Source organism: Gordonia sp. CNJ-863, assembly GCF_001942325.1.
In the GTDB taxonomy this organism is placed as follows: Bacteria; Actinomycetota; Actinomycetes; order Mycobacteriales; family Mycobacteriaceae; genus Gordonia; species Gordonia alkanivorans.
The window spans coordinates 1-13,639 of sequence record NZ_MKKG01000040.1 but is presented as its reverse complement, the minus strand read 5'-3'; the positions used below and the strand labels follow the sequence as shown (position 1 = coordinate 13,639).

12 protein-coding genes and 2 pseudogenes are annotated in these 13,639 nt (G+C 66.9%); 6 read left to right on the top strand and 8 right to left on the bottom strand.

Going from position 1 to position 13,639, the window contains the following annotated elements:
- Positions 1 to 89, bottom strand: a pseudogene (locus BJF87_RS26890) (glyoxalase/bleomycin resistance/dioxygenase family protein); the annotation flags it as partial.
- Between the two features lie 97 nt (positions 90 to 186).
- On the opposite strand from BJF87_RS26890, the gene BJF87_RS18225 reads away from it, so the two are divergent.
- Both BJF87_RS18225 and BJF87_RS18220 read left to right on the top strand, forming a co-directional pair.
- Positions 187 to 549, top strand: a complete 363-nt coding sequence (locus tag BJF87_RS18225; RefSeq protein WP_075863687.1) for an Rv2640c family ArsR-like transcriptional regulator — start codon at positions 187 to 189, stop codon at positions 547 to 549.
- A 342-nt stretch (positions 550 to 891) separates the two neighbouring features.
- Positions 892 to 1,689, top strand: coding sequence for an SDR family oxidoreductase (locus BJF87_RS18220; RefSeq protein WP_006357763.1), 798 nt, complete (start codon positions 892 to 894; stop codon positions 1,687 to 1,689).
- A gap of 4 nt (positions 1,690 to 1,693) precedes the next feature.
- On the opposite strand, the gene BJF87_RS18215 is transcribed toward BJF87_RS18220, so the two are convergent.
- Positions 1,694 to 2,653 carry a phosphotriesterase gene (locus tag BJF87_RS18215; RefSeq protein ID WP_006357764.1) on the bottom strand — a complete coding sequence of 320 codons (960 nt, stop codon included), beginning with the start codon at positions 2,651 to 2,653 and terminating at the stop codon, positions 1,694 to 1,696.
- Between the two features lie 176 nt (positions 2,654 to 2,829).
- Between BJF87_RS18215 and BJF87_RS18210 the strand changes: the two genes are divergently transcribed.
- Positions 2,830 to 3,372, top strand: coding sequence for a dihydrofolate reductase family protein (locus tag BJF87_RS18210; protein WP_006357765.1), 543 nt, complete (start codon positions 2,830 to 2,832; stop codon positions 3,370 to 3,372).
- A 3-nt stretch (positions 3,373 to 3,375) separates the two neighbouring features.
- On the opposite strand, the gene BJF87_RS18205 is transcribed toward BJF87_RS18210, so the two are convergent.
- The 5 genes from BJF87_RS18205 to BJF87_RS18185 form a co-directional block, all read right to left on the bottom strand.
- The gene (locus tag BJF87_RS18205; RefSeq protein WP_006357766.1) at positions 3,376 to 4,650 is read right to left on the bottom strand and encodes a TY-Chap domain-containing protein; all 1,275 of its coding nucleotides are present in this window, start codon (positions 4,648 to 4,650) and stop codon (positions 3,376 to 3,378) included.
- 96 nt (positions 4,651 to 4,746) lie between these two features.
- Complete coding sequence (locus BJF87_RS18200; protein WP_006357767.1) at positions 4,747 to 5,541, bottom strand: hypothetical protein; 795 nt, start codon at positions 5,539 to 5,541, stop codon at positions 4,747 to 4,749.
- Between the two features lie 155 nt (positions 5,542 to 5,696).
- Positions 5,697 to 6,869, bottom strand: a complete 1,173-nt coding sequence (locus tag BJF87_RS18195; RefSeq protein ID WP_075863688.1) for a TY-Chap domain-containing protein — start codon at positions 6,867 to 6,869, stop codon at positions 5,697 to 5,699.
- A gap of 302 nt (positions 6,870 to 7,171) precedes the next feature.
- Entirely contained in the window at positions 7,172 to 8,842 is a 1,671-nt protein-coding gene (locus tag BJF87_RS18190) for a DUF6777 domain-containing protein (RefSeq protein ID WP_075863690.1), read from the bottom strand.
- A 218-nt stretch (positions 8,843 to 9,060) separates the two neighbouring features.
- The gene (locus BJF87_RS18185; RefSeq protein WP_081790177.1) at positions 9,061 to 10,590 is read right to left on the bottom strand and encodes an NAD(P)/FAD-dependent oxidoreductase; all 1,530 of its coding nucleotides are present in this window, start codon (positions 10,588 to 10,590) and stop codon (positions 9,061 to 9,063) included.
- A 441-nt stretch (positions 10,591 to 11,031) separates the two neighbouring features.
- Here BJF87_RS18185 and BJF87_RS18180 point away from each other — a divergent pair, with 441 nt between their 5' ends.
- Positions 11,032 to 12,531, top strand: coding sequence for a SulP family inorganic anion transporter (locus tag BJF87_RS18180; RefSeq protein WP_075863689.1), 1,500 nt, complete (start codon positions 11,032 to 11,034; stop codon positions 12,529 to 12,531).
- A gap of 17 nt (positions 12,532 to 12,548) precedes the next feature.
- Positions 12,549 to 12,959, top strand: a complete 411-nt coding sequence (locus BJF87_RS18175; protein ID WP_035755927.1) for a MerR family transcriptional regulator — start codon at positions 12,549 to 12,551, stop codon at positions 12,957 to 12,959.
- A gap of 131 nt (positions 12,960 to 13,090) precedes the next feature.
- On the opposite strand, the gene BJF87_RS18170 is transcribed toward BJF87_RS18175, so the two are convergent.
- Positions 13,091 to 13,453: an Rv2640c family ArsR-like transcriptional regulator gene (locus BJF87_RS18170; RefSeq protein WP_075863687.1), complete on the bottom strand. Its 363-nt coding sequence runs from the start codon at positions 13,451 to 13,453 to the stop codon at positions 13,091 to 13,093.
- A gap of 97 nt (positions 13,454 to 13,550) precedes the next feature.
- On the opposite strand from BJF87_RS18170, the pseudogene BJF87_RS26885 reads away from it, so the two are divergent.
- Positions 13,551 to 13,639 (top strand): annotated as a pseudogene (locus BJF87_RS26885) (glyoxalase/bleomycin resistance/dioxygenase family protein); the annotation flags it as partial.

Here is a 13,639-nt window from a genome sequence, read left to right as displayed (position 1 = left end):
TTGGCCGGGGTGGTGTTGAACAGCTTGGAGTAGAACTCGATCGCGGTATCGAGATCATCGACATTGAGCGCGAGCTGCATACGGGACATGACCATCACCTTCACCTGTGAGACATATATCGAACTACTGACACCTGCAGGGTGCCACCTTTTCGACATATGTCAAGTCCCGGGGTATGGTCGGGTCATGCCCAAGACCTTGCCGATGGTCGACATCAGTGCCCCTATTTGCTGCGCGCCGGTGTCGGCGGCCCCGCTCGATGACGACACCGCGCTGGAGATCGCGTTGCGGCTCAAGGCACTTGCCGATCCGGTCAGGATCAAGCTCGTCTCGATCCTGCTCGCCGATACCGGTGACGGAATCTGCACCTGTGACCTCGCGACCGCGGTCGGCCTCACCGAGGCAACCACAAGCCACCACCTAGGGCAGCTCCGCAAAGCCGGCATGGTCACCCCCGACCGACGAGGGATGAACGTCTACTACCGAGCGCAACCGGACTCGCTGGAAGCACTGCGCAACGTCCTCAGCGCCACGACAGGGTGCTGCTGACCGTCACCGAGCGCGCGATCCGTCGAGCAACTGCGTCAGGCCCCCCTCGTCGGCACCGCGACACGCGAGGCTCACGCAGAGTGACGCCTCGCGGGCATTTCATGAAGAAGTGTCACCACCAAGACCCCCAACACTGTCACCGATGTCTTGATGCAGAACTGTCACCGATGTCCTGGGAGATAACCGGACCGCACTTCGGCGGATGGCATCGAGCTCACGGAAAGCGCCCCGGTAGTCCGTGGCCAGACCGGGACGCGAGCCCTTCGGCACGGGTCGTCCGTCGGAGACGGCTGGCACGTCTGGTAGGTCTTTATCCAGACTCACCGATCGAAGGAGATTCCCATGGACGTCGCAGGCAGGGTTGCCATCGTCACCGGCGGCGGGGGCGGGATCGGTGGTGCGCTCGCGCACGCACTGGTCGAGGCGGACGCGAAGGTCGTGGTCACCGACCTCGATGCGGCATCGGCGGAAAGCGTCGCCGGCGCACTCGGGGAGGCCGCGGTCGCGATCGCCGGCGATGCCTCCAGCGACGACCACATCGACGCCGCGGTCCGCCTCGCCGAGTCGACCTACGGGCCCGTCGACCTGTACTTCGCGAACGCCGGTATCGGACGTGGCGGCGGCCTGGACACCGACGAGGCGATGTGGGATCTGGCGCTCGACGTGAACCTGCGCAGCCACATCCGGGCGGCGCGTCGTCTGGTGCCGGAGTGGGTCGAGCGGGGCGGCGGATACTTCGTCAGCACGGCGTCGGCCGCGGGCCTGCTGACCCAGATCGGCAACGCGCCGTACTCGGTCACCAAGCATGCCGCGGTCGGTTTCGCCGAGTGGCTCAACATCACCCACGGCGACGACGGTGTCCGCGTCAGCTGTTTGTGCCCGATGGGCGTCGACACCAAGCTGCTGCGGCCCGACGACGATTCGGCGACCGCGGATCAGAAGCTGATGCAGAGGGCCGTCGAGACCGCCGGTGAGGTCCTGACCCCGGGTGCGGTGGCCGCGATCGTGCTGGAAGCCGTTGCCGACGAACGGTTCCTGATCCTGCCGCACGCCGAGGTGCTGGACATGTACCGCCAGAAGGGTGCCGACTACGACCGTTGGCTGCGCGGAATGCGGCGCTACCAGCGATCCCTGGCCTGAGCAGCTACTCGAAGTAGCGGCGCGGGACGTCGACGAGCATCGTCGTGATGTCGGCGTCACTGACGCCGCGCTCGCGGAGCGCGGGCAGGACGTCGTCGCTGATGTGGCGATAGTTCCACTTGGGCAGCGCCTGCTTCTTCGCCTCGTGGTCGAACCAGTCGATGAAGCACGACGCGTCGTGGGCGAGTGCCATGCGGTCGGCGTAGCCGCGTTTGCACAGTTCGGCGACCGTGTTCACCCGGTCCTCGAACGGCAGCAGCAGGTCGAGACCGAATCGGTCCATGCCCAGGATCGAGCCGGCGTCGGCGATCTTCATCAGGTAGTCGAGGTCGACGCTGTCGCCGGAATGGCCGATGACCACCTTGGTGAGATCGGCACCCTCTTCGGCCAGCACCTTCTGCGCCACCAGACCCGACTGGGTGTGCGGGTTGGTGTGCACGGTGATGGGCGCACCGGTCTGCGCGCTGGTCTGGCCGACGGCTCGCATCACGCGCTCGACGCCGGGCGTCAGCCCCTGTTCCTCTATGGCGCACTTGAGGAATGCGGCGCGGACCCCCGTGTCGGCGATGCCTTCGGTGAGGTCCTTGGTGAACAGATCGACCAGCGGTTCGGGAACATCGAACAGCAACCCGGGGCCGGCGTAGTGGAACTGGAACGGGATGTCGTTGTACGTGTAGAGCCCCGTCGCGACGACGATGTTGAGGTCGATCTGCTCGGCGATCCGTTGGATGCGCGGGATGTACCGGCCGAGTCCGAGGACCGTGGGATCGAGGATCGTGTCGATCCCCAGCTCCTTCAGCTCGGCCAGGTCATGGACGGCCTCGGCGACCTTCGCGTCCTCGTCCCAGTCGTCCTGGTAGTTCTGCCGGAACTCCTCGCCGACGATGAAGACATGCTCGTGCACAAGCACTTTGCCGAGATCGGCGGAATCGATCGGACCTGCTGCAGTGTGGACGGTGGCCACGAGAACCTCCTCCGGGGGTCGCCTCGTTGCGGACCCGCTGCGCCGAACCCTAATCGACCCTCCTCCGGCCCGGAGGTCGTTTCGGCGGGCCCGGCCATCGCCACCGATGAGTTCCGGCGGGACCTCGGGTCTGACATCGTGACACCAACGCAGACCGCGAGCACAGGAGCATCCCGATGGGAAAGATCCACGTCCACGAGTTCGTCACCCTCGACGGCAGTTACGAGAACCCCGCCTTCACGATGCCGTACGGGTTCACCGACCGGATGGGCGAGGTCCTGGGCGGTATCACCGGCGAATGTGACGGAATCCTGCTGGGCCGCAACACCTTCGAGATGTTCGGTCCGGCCTGGTCGAAACGGACCGTCGACGACGACCCGGGCGCCCCGTTCTTCAACGACACCACCAAGTACGTCGTCTCCTCGACGCTCGACGAGGCGACGGGCTGGCAGAATTCCGAGGCCATCGGTGGCTACGACCCCGAGCGGATCCGAGAACTCAAGGAATCCCACCACCTGTACATCAGCGGCAGCGGCACGCTGGTCCGAGCCCTGCTGCGCGACAGGCTGATCGACGAGTTGCACCTACTCGTCTACCCGGTGGTCCTCGGTAGCGGCGCGCGCCTCTTCGACGGTCTCGCCGACCTGCCGCTCACCCTGGTGGGGACGGAGTCCTTCGACAACGGCGTCGTACACATGTCGTACGCATCGACCGCCTGACGGTCAGGTCAGCTCCATCGCGCTGAGGAGCAACTGCGCCACCTCCGCGTAGGCGCGGTGCTCCGCCTCGCAGAAGGCGATCTCCTCCTCGCCGAGTTCGGCCTTGCGGGCAGACGCCAAGTTGTCCATCCACTCACGCATCTCCGCGGCGCAGATGTCGAAGAACTCGTGCACGCGTTCGGGGTCGCGGCGGCAGGCGATGAGCACAGTACTGGGCGACAGCTTGCTGCCCGGTTTCTGGTTGACGCGCAGAAGTGCCAGCAACGCTCCGGGGAGACGCTCACCACGACACCGGTGCGTGGACTTCTTGTCGCCTTCGAGTCGGGTGATCATCTCGGCGCGGGCGGTGGCGGCGAACTCGTCCCACCGCCGCAGCGCGGCGTCGAGGTTGGCGGGACTGAACACCGCCACATCGAGGCGACGCTGCGCGTAGACGAGACCGTTGCGGACGACCACCGCGATCTCCGGCCAGCGCGGCGAGAACTCGGAGATCAGCATCCCCAGCACCGATGGCGGCGGTACTGCGGAACTGAGGATCGTGACGATCTCCAGCGCACGCGCATCCCGTGTCGGCCGCAGCAACGACGTACCCGACGACCGCAGGAAGATCGCCTTGCGTGGGCTGATCACCACCGGCCGGCCGGCCGCGGCCATCGCCGCGCGGACCAGTTCGACGAGATGGTCCTTGGACTGCGGTACGACCCCACTCTCGGCGGGTGCATCGAGCGGACGGGCCAGCGAGGCGAAGCGGATGGTGTCGGCGTTGGTGGTCTCGGAATCGAGCGCGTGGGTCCCGAACTCGCGGCCGTGCCGGTCGGCCGCGGGGTCGTCGGCGGTCTCGATGTCGGCCGATCCCGACGCCAGATGGTGCCGCGCGTACGACGGGTCGCCGATGCTGACGAACGACGGGTGGATGACTCCCCACACCTCGCGCAGAGCGCGTACGGCGGCGCGGGCGAGGTCACCGAAACGATCGTCGGCGACCTCGTAACAGAAGGCGCTGCGTCCCTCCAGGCGGCACCAGCCGCGGTCGACGATGTACGTTGCCTGCCGCATCCAACGGTCCTTGTCGGTCCACGTCAGATCTCCCGCGGAGATGGTGCAGCGCAACCGGTCCTCGTCGGCGACGGCGAACGTCATACGTCTGCGCCAGCCACCGGCCGCCGCCTCGACGACCGTCAACGACTGCCCGGGCACCAGCTGCGGCACCCGGCCGGCGAGGGTGTCGGTGAAGTCCCGCCATGCCGCCTCGACGACGGCATCGAAATCGGGGGACATTCGCACTCCTCAGGGCTGGGGTCCTCGTGCTGGGCGGCCGCCGGCGAACCTGCGGAACCCGAATATTACGACGCCTTCCTGACACCCGGGTGAGATCTACAGCGGAGTCGAATGCCGGGTCGACTCGCCATAGCTCCTATGCCAGGGAAGTCGATGGTCGGCGTAGTCCGCACACGTCAGCGGGGAGTGCCGCGGGGAGCCACCGGTCAGCGACTCCCACATCACCGAGTTGACGATCCGGACGGCCGCCGACCCCGTGTAGGTCGGGTGCCAGGTGTCGGCGGACTCCAGCGGGCCGATGACCCGAGGCGCCGCGGTTCGCGGTTGTGCTCGCGCCTGCTCGGCCCGGGAGATGCCGCAGAGCACGCAGGCGCTCGCCGAGGTGTGGCGGCGTCGCCGTGCCCAGGCCTCGGCCCGCATCGGTATCACCGTCAGCTGTACCAGTGCGCCGCCCGCCTCGGGTCCCGCGCCGGCGTGGATCGACGGGGCGACGAACTGCCGGAGATCACCGGTCCCCGTTCGGTACGACGCCAAGGTCTGCTGCGTCGGCACCTCGATGTAGTCGTCGGTGGTGAAGTCGGGTGTTCCGGTGAACGGCTCGCCGCTGATCGCATTGATCCCGTCCACGCCGACCATCACCAGGAACGGGTGCTGATGCGGAGAGGAGAAGTCGATCCAGGTCGCCTCCGACTGCCACATCGGGATGACGGCGTCGGCGTCGCCGGTCGGTGATCCGTGCGCGAGGCGCAGAGTGGTGTCGGCGGGGAGTCCGGCCCTGACCTGGGGATCGGTGGCGCGCAGGGTCCTCGGGAAGACGACATGCAGGCGGGCGTCGGGTCCCAGTTCGGGGAAGGCGAACGTCAGCGTGCTGCGGTCGGTGGTGAGGGTCATGCGTTGCTCCGATGGAATGCCCGGCGGGGCCGCCCGCGGGAGACCCACTACCGATATAGCGCACGCACCACCCTGGCGCTCGTGTACGGGACCGTAATCCTCCGGGTGGACTACCGGAAGACCCAGAAGGCGGGAGGGTGGTGTCCGGTTCGCGGCTACTTGGCCGTCGGACGACGGTCGGTGACGTCGTCGGACAGCACGACGACCCGGAGCGCGGCGCGCAGATTGTGGGTCGTGGCCCGCCAGGCATCGGCCTCGTGCCGGCACGCATCGGCCTCGGTCGAGTCCGCGGAGGCGACCGCGTCGGCCGCCGAACGCCGCCAGGTGAGGTACTGCTCCTCGCAGGTGTGGATGAACGAGAGGATGTCGGCCTGGTTGTAGCGGCAGATCTTGGCGACCTCGTGGGCGGACAGACTTCCTCCGTCGGGATCGAGTTCCAGCAACGTCTGCAGCGCATCCGGAAGGCGTTCGTCGGTTTCGGGTCGGGCGGGTGCCGCGGTCTGCGTGATCTGCTCGATGACCTTGGGTGCGCAGTCGGCGAGGAAGCTGAACCACTCGGCGAGCGCGGAGCCCAGGTTGTGGGGGTGGAAGACCGCGCATTCGAGGGTCAGGGTCGCGAAGACCTCGTCCTGCAGGAGGTGGACACGGACCGCCGAACCCATCGTCGGCTGGGCCGCCACGATGTCGGCGGCGCGCCTGCGGTCGGGGATGTCGCCGGCCAGGCGGGCGAAGAACTCGAGCCGGGGGGCGTCCGACCGGGGACTCAGCCACGACGACACCGGTTTGGTCGGCAGGGCGATGTCACCGTCGGCGTCGGTCTGGATCCGGCAACCGGTCAGGTCCTCGAGCGATCCGACGAGCAGCGCCCGGAGGTGGTCGTCGTCGAAGGGCTGAACGGCGACCTCGATCTGCGGTTCGGCGCGCGCTGCCGGGCTGTGGTCGAGGAAGGCCGGGTGCACGACCTCCCAGACCCGACGCAGCGTGGCCACCGTGGTGTGGGCGACCTCGTCGACGCGTCGGCGGCCCACCTCGTAGATGTGGGTGCCGTTGCGCAGCCGACGCCAGCCGAGCTCGGCGAGTATCTCGAGATGCTCGAGGAAGTACTCCTCGGTAGGGTGCAGATCGGTGTCGGCGATGGTGCACCGCAGACGGTTCGACCCGGTGAGGGTGAATCGGAGTTTGCCGTGGGGCCCTTCGGGGATCAGGGGGTCCTGCTGGATCGTGAGCGTCGAGCCGGGGGTGAGGTTGGCCAGACGGTCACCTACGTGCAACTGGAAAGTGCGCCAGGCGTCATCGATGTTCGAGTCCACGGTGAAGTCGGGCGTCATGTCGACTTCCTTTCTCGTGCGCTGAGATCGGGAGCGCCCAGTGCAGGGGTGTAAAGCGTGCTTCGGGTTGCTGCGGTGTCGGTTCGTCAACGGACAGCCCGGATGAGCCGACTCAGACATGAACGACCGCGAACCCGTCTTGGGGTTCAGGTTAGGTGACCGGGGCGACATTGTTGGTCGGTTGATCAGACCTGTAGCTGAACGATTGCTCGAACCGTACCCCGCTCTGGGACACCCGGCTGACCACGCACAGCGTTCTACCAGAACCGGGAGCATCGTACCAGGTCAGAGACGTAACCAGATCACGCGGCCGGTGACGAGTAAGGCACCTCCGCCGGCGACTCGGGAGCCTGGGTGGGCTCCTCCGGTGGCGGGAGGTACTCGCTGGTGGTCGGCTCCGTGGTGGTCGGCGTCTCGGTGGGGGTCTCCGCCGGCGGCGGTGCCTCGTACGTCTCGGTCGACGTCTCCGCGGGCGGAGCCGACCGGGGGATCTCCGGTTGCGCGACGGTCCAGGAGGCGGAGCGGACCACGACGGACCGGGACGACAGGGTCAGGGTCCAGACGCCCGTCGCGTCGGTCGCACCGAGGACGGCGGCCCGCTGCAGTGCGGTCGCACCAACCGTGCGCGGCACGCCGTCGCTGCACGTCAGCGTGATGGTGCCCGACGGCGCGCCGGCCGGGACCGAGCAGCTGACCGCCAGGCCCGCGTCGTCGAAGACGAAGCTCCCGATCAGGTCACCGGCGCCGCTGAACGAGGTCGGGACGGCCGCGGTCGCCGGGGGACTCTGGGCGGCGGGATTCTCGGACGCCGGACTCTCGGGGGCACCGGAGGCCGGGACCTCCGCCGAGCCCGGGACGCCGGACCCCGGCTCGCCCGATGGAGAGTCGGCCGGCGAGTCCGAGGCGGGTGCGCCGACCGGTAGGCCGTTGTCCTCGGCGGCACGTTCCTCGACGGCCGGGGCGGCGACCGGGTTACCGGCCTCGAGCAGGCCGTTGCGTTCGGCGTCCTCGTCGGTGCCCGCCGTGAAGGGGGTGTTCAGCGAGGCCGGCGAGGGCAGTGGTTCGGAGAGCGGCGGCAGTCCGGACAGGTCGAGCAGACCGCCCAGCGTTTGCGGCAGGACCTCGCCGGTGAGGAAGTTCAGCAGCTGCAGGACAGACCCTCCGTTGGCGTTCGCGACGGGCGTGGGGGCGCCCGGAACGATCGTCGTCGTCCGGTTGACCGCGGTGACGTTCTGGTTGTTGTAGGCGATGCGGGTGACCTCGCGGCTCTGATAGCCGGGCCACGGCTGACCCTCGAGCCGGTACCCGCCGAGGGGTGCGGAGGCCGGCGGCGCGAGTGGATTGCCGCACGAGCACATCGCGCGCGGGACTCCGGCGGCGTCGACATAGACCGACGTGCCACGCTGCAGCACCGACTGGAACGGTTCGGCCCGACCCGTCGTGTAGGTGTGGTTCGTGACCCAGGTGTCGGCCGTGAGGACCACCGGGGTGAGGGTGTTGAGGTAGTGCGGGATGGAGGCCGTGCTGATCCCGAAGACGCTCGCCCAGGCGGCGGCCTTCGCCGGATCGGCCATCAGGCGGTTGCTGAGTGCCGCGGTGTCGCAGGCCATGGTGTCGCCGGTCGCGTACAGGCCTGCCTCGGTGCCGTTGACCGCGCGGCCACCCATGTCCGGTGCCCCGGCCCTCGCTGTCAGGGCGACGTTCGCGGGCAGGTTCCCCGCTCCGGCGACGAGGACGGGATCGGTGAACGGGTCGATGCCGGGATCGTTGACCGCGGCCAGGGTGAGGCCGGGTACGTAGATGTCCCCCTTGCGGGCCTTCACGACGAAGACGATCCCCGCCGCGAGCACCAGGGCCAGGACGACGACGATCGCGCCGAGAACGAGGGTGAGGGCCTGCCGGTTTCGGGGCGGAGGAGGTATCGCACCGAAGGGCGTCGAGGGGTGGGTCGGGGGACCGGGCGGGTAGGTCATCGGGGCGAACTCCTCTTGCCGACGCGCCGGCGACACTGGCGCGGTCGTGGCGGGCGGAGGCGCTCGCCGAGTTCGAGTATCAGCGCCCCGTCACACGTCGGGCAAGGCCTGACCAGCAGAGATCGGACATCTGCCGCCAAATCTCGACCGTTTGGACCACACGGCGTAACGCGGCCGCCGACGGTCCCGACAAACCGGTTCGGGCCGGGGAGGCGTCCTCAGATCCGCCCGAACACCATCGAGTCGTCGATCTTGCTGATGCGGTGATCGAGCGCGTCCCGATAGTAGTTGTGGCGCACCTTCCAGTGCCCGTGGGTGCCCGACTTCGGCAGCGCATCGGGTGACCGTTCGACGTAGCCGGCCTTGAGATCCCACAGCGGTTGCGCCGTCATCGGTTCGGACCCGAGGTGCGGGTAGGCGTGGGTGTAGCCGTTCTCGCGCATGTACTTCACCAGGGCCGCGACGGACCGCGCGGTCATGTCGGCACGCAGCGTCCACGACGCATTCGTGTAACCCACCGACCACGCGAGGTTGGGCACGTCCTCGAGCAGGTGGCTCTTGAAGACGAAGCGGTCGTGCGGCTTCACCTCGTCGCCGTCGACGCGCAGACGGGTCCCGCCGAATCCGAGCAGCTGCAGGCCGGTCGCGGTGACGATGATGTCGGCGTCGAGATGCCGACCCGATGTCAGACGCACACCGGTCTCGTCGAAGCGGTCGATGTGGTCGGTGACCATCTCGATCGACCCCTCGGTGATGCCGTTGAACAGGTCGGCGTCTGGAACCAGGCACATGCGCTGATCCCACGGGTTGTACGACGGGTTGAAGTGCACGTCGACCGGATAGTCGTCGGGCAGGTTCGCGGCGACGTTGGCGCGGATCAGCTTTCGCCCGAGCTTCGGGAAGCGGTGGGTGAGGTGCACGATCGCCGCGGTCTGCGTCGCATAGCGAAGGCGGATCGCGCGGTGGGCGGCGGCCGGCGGCAGCAACTTCTTGAGGGCCGGTGCCAGGTAGGCCTTCTGCTTCGACGAGAAGATGTACGACGGTGAGCGCTGCAGCATCGTCACGTGTGCGGCGTCGGCGGCGAGGTTGGGGATGAGGCTCACCGCCGTTGCACCGCTGCCGATGACGACGACGCGCTTGCCGCGATAGTCGAGGTCCTCCGGCCAGTGCTGGGGGTGGATGATCTGCCCGGTGAAGTCCTCGGCTCCGGCGAACCGGGGCGTGTAGGGCTGGTCATAGTCGTAGTAGCCGGTCGCGAAGAGCAGGAACCGGCAGCGGTAGGTCTCGGTGCGTTTGTCCGCACCCTCGCCGACTTCCACGCCGAGTGTCCAGGTGTCGGTCGAGGAATCCCAGTCCGCGGTCAGCACGTGCCGCTCGAAGCGGATCTGGTCGGCGATGCCGTACTTGTGCGCGGTGTGCTCGATGTACTTCCGGATGTCGGCGCCCTCGGCCAGCGCACCCGGCTTGCGCCACGGCTCGAAAGGATAACTCAGCGAATAGATGTCGCTGTCCGAGCGGACACCCGGATACCGGAAGAGGTCCCAGGTGCCGCCCACGCGGGCGCGTCGTTCGAGGATCAGATAGTCGGCGTCCGGGTTCTGCTCGCGCAGGCGATAAGCGCAATCGATGCCGGACAGGCCGGCTCCGATGATGATGACATCCAGCAGTCGGGACTCGGTTTCCGATGACGAGCTGGGCTCGGGATCGCTTGCTGATCGGATGGCATCGGTGGCGTCGATCTCGGTCACAGGGACCTCCTCGGTGGGGTGCCTCGGCTGCTGCAATCATGCAACACTTGTCGTCGGATGTGAACGGAATCACACCGTCAGTCACGACGATAGGCCCCGGGCCGACACCTCACGCCAGGGGATGCCACGCCAAGTAGAAGGCCACTTACTGCCGGTCCGCGAACCGCGGTGCGGGATGATCGCCACCGTCGACGGCGGCCCGGCTTATTTTGCTTGTCTCACACACATCCGCCGCGCTCGATTTGCATCCCTACCCTCCCGTAAGGGTAGAGTTCTGCATGTTGCGCCGCTCCATGCGGTATCGATCGCCGCCCATGATCGTGAGAGCTTGCGCGACAGAGTCTTTGATTCACGGCGCAGCGCGGCGCCGGAGTTCCAACATCCGTGTTCGCGGTTCCGTGCCCTGGCGCGCGCCCGACGTCCCCTGAAAGCGATATGTCGATGGCAACTGAAGTTCTCTCTCCTGCTCAACAACAGTCGGTGTGGTCGACATTGCGTTCGCCCGGGCGCTTGCGTACCGAGATCCTGGCCGGGCTCGTGGTCGCGCTCGCGTTGATCCCCGAGGCGATCTCGTTTTCGATCATCGCCGGGGTGGATCCGCGAGTCGGCTTGTTCGCGTCGTTCACGATGGCGGTGACGATCGCGATCGTGGGGGGTCGGCCGGCGATGATCTCTGCTGCGACCGGCGCTGTTGCGCTCGTTGTTGCGCCACTGGTCAAAAGCCACGGACTGGACTATCTCATCGCCGCGGTGATTCTCGCCGGCGTCTTTCAATTGGTCCTCGGCGGTCTCGGTGTCGCCAAATTGATGCGGTTCATACCCCGCAGCGTCATGGTCGGGTTCGTCAACGCACTGGCCATCCTCATCTTCACCGCACAGCTCCCGCACCTGCTGGGCGTGCCGTGGTTGGTCTATCCTCTGGTCGCCACCGGTATCGCCATCATCGTGTTCCTGCCGAAGCTCACCACGGTGATCCCCGCCCCGCTCGTGGCCATCGTGCTGCTCACTGCCGCCACTCTGGCCGTTGGATTCTCGGTGCCCGACGTCGGCGATGAAGGAGAACTGCCCGACAGCCTGCCCACCCTGTTCTTCCCCGACGTCCCGCTGACCTGGGACACCCTGACGGTCATCGCCCCCTATGCGTTCACCATGGCACTGGTCGGACTGCTCGAATCGTTGATGACCGCGAAGTTGGTCGACGATCTCACCGACACCCACTCCAACAAGACCCGCGAAGCCGCCGGTCAGGGAATCGCGAACGTCGTCAGTGGCTTCTTCGGCGGGATGGGTGGCTGCGCGATGATCGGGCAAACCATGATCAACGTCAAAGACTCCGGTGCGCGCACGCGGATCTCGACATTCCTCGCGGGGGTGTTCCTGCTCATCCTGGTCGTCGGCCTCGGTGACATTGTCGCCCTCATCCCCATGGCCGCCCTCGTCGCCGTCATGATCATGGTGTCAGTCGGCACCATGGATTGGCACAGCCTCAACCCGAATACGTTGCGGCGCATGCCAAAAAGCGAGACTGCGGTCATGCTTGTCACCGTCGTCGTCACCGTAGCCACCCACAACCTCGCCTATGGCGTCATCGTCGGTGTCCTCACTGCCATGGTGCTCTTCGCTCGGCGGGTCGCCCACTTCACCGAAGTCGTCGACGTCGCCGACCCCGACCCCGACACACGGGTGTACGCCGTGCAGGGTGAACTGTTCTTCGCGTCGAGCAACGATCTGATCTATCAGTTCGACTACTTCGGCGATCCGAAGAACGTGATCATCGACATGAGCGGCTCACACATCTGGGACGCCTCCACGGTCGCTACCCTTGACGCCATCACGACCAAGTACCAGGCAAAGGGCAAGGCCGTCACCATCATCGGACTCAATGACAGCAGTGCCGAGCGTCATCAACGGCTCAGCGGACACCTCTCCGGCACCCACTGACCACGAAAGGGCCACCAGTGACCGCCAACGAGACCGAGCACTTCCAGATCGGCGAAGTCGCCGCTGCCACCGAACTATCGGTCAAGACCATCCGCCACTACGACGATGTCGGCCTGGTCGCCCCCTCGGCACGCTCCGCCGGGGGCTTCCGCCTCTACACCCGCGCCGACATCGACCGGCTCCTGGTCATCCGCCGGATGAAGCCCCTCGGCTTCACGCTCGACGACATGCGCGCCCTACTGGCGGCTCAAGACACACTCGCGCTCCCGGACGCCCACGACCACGAGCGTCATGCGGCACTGATCATCATCACCGAGTTCCGCAGCCGCACCGAGGACGCCTGCGGCAAGCTCGAGCGCCAACTCGAGTACGCCCGCGAACTGACCGCACAACTCGCTGACCAGATCAGCGCCAACCAGCGGATCTGACTCGCGATCCATCGATCTGGACGCTCGGCGGAAACAGCATCGCGATCCGCGACAACCCGAGAATGGTCGCCGGCACCGGCGCCGCGCTCAGAGCGCCGACGGCCGCCTGAAGGATCGTCACCCGGGCCGATTCAGCAGCATCCCGTGGTGGCGCTGAGGACATTGCGCAGTGCTTCCAGCGAGTCCGGTTGCGCTCGGTAGTAGACGTTCATCCCTCGTCGGTCGGGGGTGACCATCCCGGCCTTGCGCAGCTGCCCTAGGTGGTGGCTTGTGGTTGCTTCGGTGAGGCCGACCGCGGTCGCGAGGTCGCAGGTGCAGATTCCGTCACCGGTATCGGCGAGCAGGATCGAGACGAGCTTGATCCTGACCGGATCGGCAAGCGCCTTGAGCCGCAACGCGATCTCCAGCGCGGTGTCGTCATCGAGCGGGGCCGCCGACACCGGTGCGCAGCAAATAGGGGCACTGATGTCGACCATCGGCAAGGTCTTGGGCATGACCCGACCATACCCCGGGACTTGACATATGTCGAAAAGGTGGCACCCTGCAGGTGTCAGTAGTTCGATATATGTCTCACAGGTGAAGGTGATGGTCATGTCCCGTATGCAGCTCGCGCTCAATGTCGATGATCTCGATACCGCGATCGAGTTCTACTCCAAGCTGTTCAACACCACCCCGGCCAA

Excerpts from the sequence above, each read along its gene's own strand:
- BJF87_RS18225 (WP_075863687.1), top strand. The coding sequence starts at position 187 with ATGCCCAAGACCTTGCCGATGGTCGACATCAGTGCCCCTATTTGCTGC.
- BJF87_RS18220 (WP_006357763.1), top strand. The coding sequence starts at position 892 with ATGGACGTCGCAGGCAGGGTTGCCATCGTCACCGGCGGCGGGGGCGGG.
- BJF87_RS18210 (WP_006357765.1), top strand. The coding sequence starts at position 2,830 with ATGGGAAAGATCCACGTCCACGAGTTCGTCACCCTCGACGGCAGTTAC.
- BJF87_RS18205 (WP_006357766.1), bottom strand. The coding sequence starts at position 4,650 with ATGTCCCCCGATTTCGATGCCGTCGTCGAGGCGGCATGGCGGGACTTC.
- BJF87_RS18200 (WP_006357767.1), bottom strand. The coding sequence starts at position 5,541 with ATGACCCTCACCACCGACCGCAGCACGCTGACGTTCGCCTTCCCCGAA.
- BJF87_RS18195 (WP_075863688.1), bottom strand. The coding sequence starts at position 6,869 with ATGACGCCCGACTTCACCGTGGACTCGAACATCGATGACGCCTGGCGC.
- BJF87_RS18190 (WP_075863690.1), bottom strand. The coding sequence starts at position 8,842 with ATGACCTACCCGCCCGGTCCCCCGACCCACCCCTCGACGCCCTTCGGT.
- BJF87_RS18180 (WP_075863689.1), top strand. The coding sequence starts at position 11,032 with ATGGCAACTGAAGTTCTCTCTCCTGCTCAACAACAGTCGGTGTGGTCG.
- BJF87_RS18170 (WP_075863687.1), bottom strand. The coding sequence starts at position 13,453 with ATGCCCAAGACCTTGCCGATGGTCGACATCAGTGCCCCTATTTGCTGC.